This window comes from Streptodolium elevatio (assembly GCF_040649515.1).
GTDB lineage: Bacteria > Actinomycetota > Actinomycetes > Streptomycetales > Streptomycetaceae > Yinghuangia > Yinghuangia elevatio.
Genome location: NZ_JBEZFP010000268.1, coordinates 1 through 3171 on the forward strand (window position 1 = coordinate 1; position 3171 = coordinate 3171).

General features: G+C 74.4%; 2 protein-coding genes. Both read right to left on the bottom strand.

Annotation, left to right across the window (positions count from 1 at the left end; translation table 11 throughout):
• Nucleotides 1–238: 238 nt before the first annotated feature.
• Entirely contained in the window at nt 239–832 is a 594-nt protein-coding gene (locus tag AB0C36_RS42870; protein ID WP_358365170.1) for an FxsA family protein, read from the bottom strand.
• Between the two features lie 195 nt (nt 833–1027).
• Entirely contained in the window at nt 1028–1990 is a 963-nt protein-coding gene (locus tag AB0C36_RS42875; RefSeq protein WP_358365172.1) for a polyprenol monophosphomannose synthase, read from the bottom strand.
• Nucleotides 1991–3171: the final 1181 nt, after the last annotated feature.

Below are 3171 nucleotides of genomic sequence, written 5' to 3' on the forward strand. Positions count from 1 at the left end.
GGCCGGGCCACCGGCGTGTGCGCGCATGCCGCCAAACGGCAGGCTGCCGAAGGGACTTCCAGGACGACCAGAGACGCGTGGTCGCCGTCGTGCGGGAAGAACAAGGCGTCGCCGTCTGGCCCGACGATGTAGCCGACGAGGCTCCGGCGACGTAGTAGACGAGTTCGCGCATCGATGCACTCGTGCCGCCGCAGGCCCTTGCGGCGGCACGGGGCCGACCTGGGATCGGACGTGCGGATCAGCCGGGGAGGCGGCCGGGGCCCTGGTCGCCGACGTTGTCGCCGGGGCGCCACACGGTCGCGCCGTTCTGGTCGACGACGGTGCCCTCGACGACCTCGCCGGGCACCACGCGGCCGTCGGGGGCGTGCATGCGCATCTGGTCCTGTACCTGCCGGGCCTGGCCGACGGCCGCCCCGAACTTGGTGCGGCGGGCCAGCTGGCTGCCGACCGCGCCGCCGATCGCCCGGCGCAGCAGCGGACGGGTGAAGGGCAGCAGGCACAGGATGCCGAGCGCGTCGGACAGGAAACCCGGGATGATCAGCAGGATGCCGCCCAGCACCACCAGGCCCGCATCGGCCGCGGCCTTGTTGGTCTCCGGCGTCGGGACGGCGGAGACCGTCTCCGCGGGGCCCGCGTTCGCGGCGGCGGCCTTGGCGAGGCGGTTGAGCGCGCGGCGGCCTGCGTACTTGATGGCCAGCGAACCGGCGACCACGCCGGCCAGGAGCAGCAGGACGGTGTTGCCCGCGCCGATGGCGCTGCCGACGCGGCTGATCAGGTAGATCTCCAGGATCGGCAGGGCGACCAGGGGCAGCAGGATTGCGGCGCGGCGCATGGTGTCGGGGTCTCCCTTCCGGTCCCGGGGCCGGTACGGCGGACGCCGTCCGTACGGTCCGGGTGGGCCCGTCCCCGGGCGGTTCCGGGAGCGGTCGTGCGGTATGCGTGCCGCGGGGTGCGTGCCGCGGTAGGAGGGTAGCCGCCGGTCGCGGTGGTGGGCCGCGCGGTGATTCCCCTCCCCCTGGTAGACGCCTCAGCGGCCCGGAGTGTTCCCACCGTCGTCAGCTGCACCCTTGGCACCCGGCGCGGGCCCGGACGGCCGCGGCGGCTTCGCCCCCGCGTCCGATGTGTCTGACGCGTTCGATGCGTCCGGCTGACGTTCGCCTTCGGAATCGCTGGGGGAATCGGTGTCGGCGTCGCGTCGTCCGATGCCGGGCGCCGCGCCGCGTGCGGCGTCGCGCAGTTGCCCGAGGCGGTGCCCGGTGCCCCACGCGGTGACGCGCCACAGCGCCTCGGCGACGATGGTGCGGCTCATCTTGCTGTCGCCGCGCTCGCGTTCCACGAACGTGATCGGCACCTCGACGACGCGGAACCCGCGGCGGGCGGCACGCCAGGCGAGGTCGACCTGGAAGCAGTAGCCCTGCGAGGCGATCGAGTCCATGTCGATGCCCAGTAGCGTCTCCCTGCGGAACGCCCGGAATCCGCCGGTGATGTCGCGCAGGTCGAGGCCGAGCATGAGGCGCGAGTACGTGCTGCCGCCCCGCGAGAGCAGCTTGCGGGACGTGGGCCAGTTCACGATCGCGCCGCCGGGGACCCAGCGCGAGCCGAGGACGAGGTCGGCGCCGCGTGCCGCCTCCAGCAGCCGCGGGAGCTGCTCGGGCTGGTGGGAGCCGTCGGCGTCCATCTCGACGAGGACGTCGTAGCCGCGGTCGAGCCCCCAGTGGAACCCGGCGAGGTACGCGGCGCCCAGCCCCTCCTTGCCCTTGCGGTGCAGCACCTGCACGTGCGGGTCGTGTTCGGCGAGTCCGTCGGCGATGGCACCGGTGCCGTCGGGACTGTTGTCGTCGGCGATCAGGACGTCGACCCCGGGCGCGGCGGCGCGCAATCGGCCGACGATATCCGCGATGTTGTCCGACTCGTTGTAGGTCGGGATGATCACGAGCACCTTGCCGAGGTCGCCGAAGGTGTCCTGCTTCTGCTCGTCGGGGGCGCTCACATCGTCTCCTCGCGGGCCGCCGGGGCCGGGCGCCGGGGCGCGGCGGCCCGTGCGGCGGTCACGTTCCGTCGTGGTCGGGTACGGCTGCGTACGCTACAACGTCCACACCGGCCCTGGGGTTTCGCGAGCCGACCGGCGCGGCCCCGGTGCGTCCGGCGTGCCGTGGCGCGGCTACCCGGACGCACCCCGCACATGCCGAACCGGGTCGGCCCGGGCCGACTCGGTGCCGCGGATCGCTCGGGTCGGCGGGCCACGCGTGCCGGACGTTAGGGGCTCCCGAGGCGACGCCGCCGGAGGGCAGACGGGCGTTGTCCCGCACCGTGGGCAGCGGGTTTCGGAGCGACGCCCATTCGAGCCCGGCGTCGTCGACGCGCGGGTCCTCGGCGGCGGCCTGCCAGTTGCGGATCGTCTCGTACAGCCGTCGGCCCGTGTGGTCCAACACGGCTTCGGGGGCCGGGGGTTCGCGTACGGAGCCGCCGGGGGCGCCGGGGGCGCCATGCGGCCGGGTGCTCGGGGCGGGGCTCGGGTCGTGGTGTTCGGCAGGTGGGACCGGTCGCCCTTCGGGCCGGCCCCGGACCGGCTGGCTGCGGGTCTCGGGGGCCGTTGTCTACTGGGCGGCCGGGTCCCACCCGGGTCGCACCGGCCGTCGGGTCGGCGCTCGTGGTCGGCAAGGCAGGCGCACGGGTGCTGCCCTGACGGCCGCGAGCCGCACGGTGGCGGCTTCCCGGGGCTGCCGCGCGTGCGATGCCGGGTCTGGCGGTGGGTGGCCTGCCGGCCACCGGGGCCCGGTCGCGTGCGCGTTGCCCGGGAAGGATTTCCCGGTCGGTCGTCCTGCGGTGGACGTGATCGAACGTAGCGGGCGGGGCAGGCGCGGTGTCAACAGTGCCTTGACCTGGGGTGATGCGGTGTATGCGCTGGTCAGGACGGGGCCGGGCCCGGCAAGTGTCCGGGCGGGTGGCCGCGGATCGCCCATCGGTCGGCGTAATGTCCACTCTTTCGTGGCACCGCGCGCACCGTCGAACGCCCGGCCGGCGCACCGCATCCGGGTCACGCACCGCCGTGAACGGCGGTGGGTGGACAGGGCCAAGGGAGTGTCTTCAAATTCGCGTCGGATAGCCCGCGGGCCGTGGTGCGTGCGCTCGCAAGGCGCGGGCCGCAGCTCGGCCTGGGTTTGGCTTGGG

Excerpts from the sequence above, each read along its gene's own strand:
- AB0C36_RS42870 (WP_358365170.1), bottom strand. The coding sequence starts at position 832 with ATGCGCCGCGCCGCAATCCTGCTGCCCCTGGTCGCCCTGCCGATCCTG.